This window comes from Burkholderia sp. SIMBA_051 (assembly GCF_046534915.1).
In the GTDB taxonomy this organism is placed as follows: domain Bacteria; phylum Pseudomonadota; class Gammaproteobacteria; order Burkholderiales; family Burkholderiaceae; genus Burkholderia; species Burkholderia ambifaria.
This window is the reverse complement of record NZ_JAWRXS010000349.1, coordinates 1-267: the sequence shown is the minus strand read 5'-3', so window position 1 is coordinate 267 and position 267 is coordinate 1. Positions and strand designations below refer to the sequence as shown.

Annotated in this window: 1 protein-coding gene; it reads left to right on the top strand. The window is 65.5% G+C overall.

Features of this window, described 5'->3' with window-relative positions; translation table 11 throughout:
- A partial coding sequence (locus SB771_RS34815) for an aldehyde dehydrogenase family protein (protein ID WP_410722017.1) occupies positions 1 to 267 on the top strand: 267 nt, incomplete at both ends.

Here is a 267-nt window from a genome sequence, read left to right as displayed (position 1 = left end):
GATCACATCTCGTTCACCGGTTCGCCCGATACGGGCAAGCTCGTCACGCAGATGGCCGCCGAAAACCACGTGCCCGTCACGCTCGAACTGGGCGGCAAGTCGCCGCAAATCGTCTTCGCGGACGCCGATCTCGACGCCGCGCTACCCACGCTCGTCAACGCGATCGTGCAGAACGCGGGGCAAACCTGTTCGGCGGGCAGCCGCGTGCTGATCGAGCGGAGCATTTACGAGCCGCTGCTCGACCGCCTCGCCACCGCGTTCAATGCA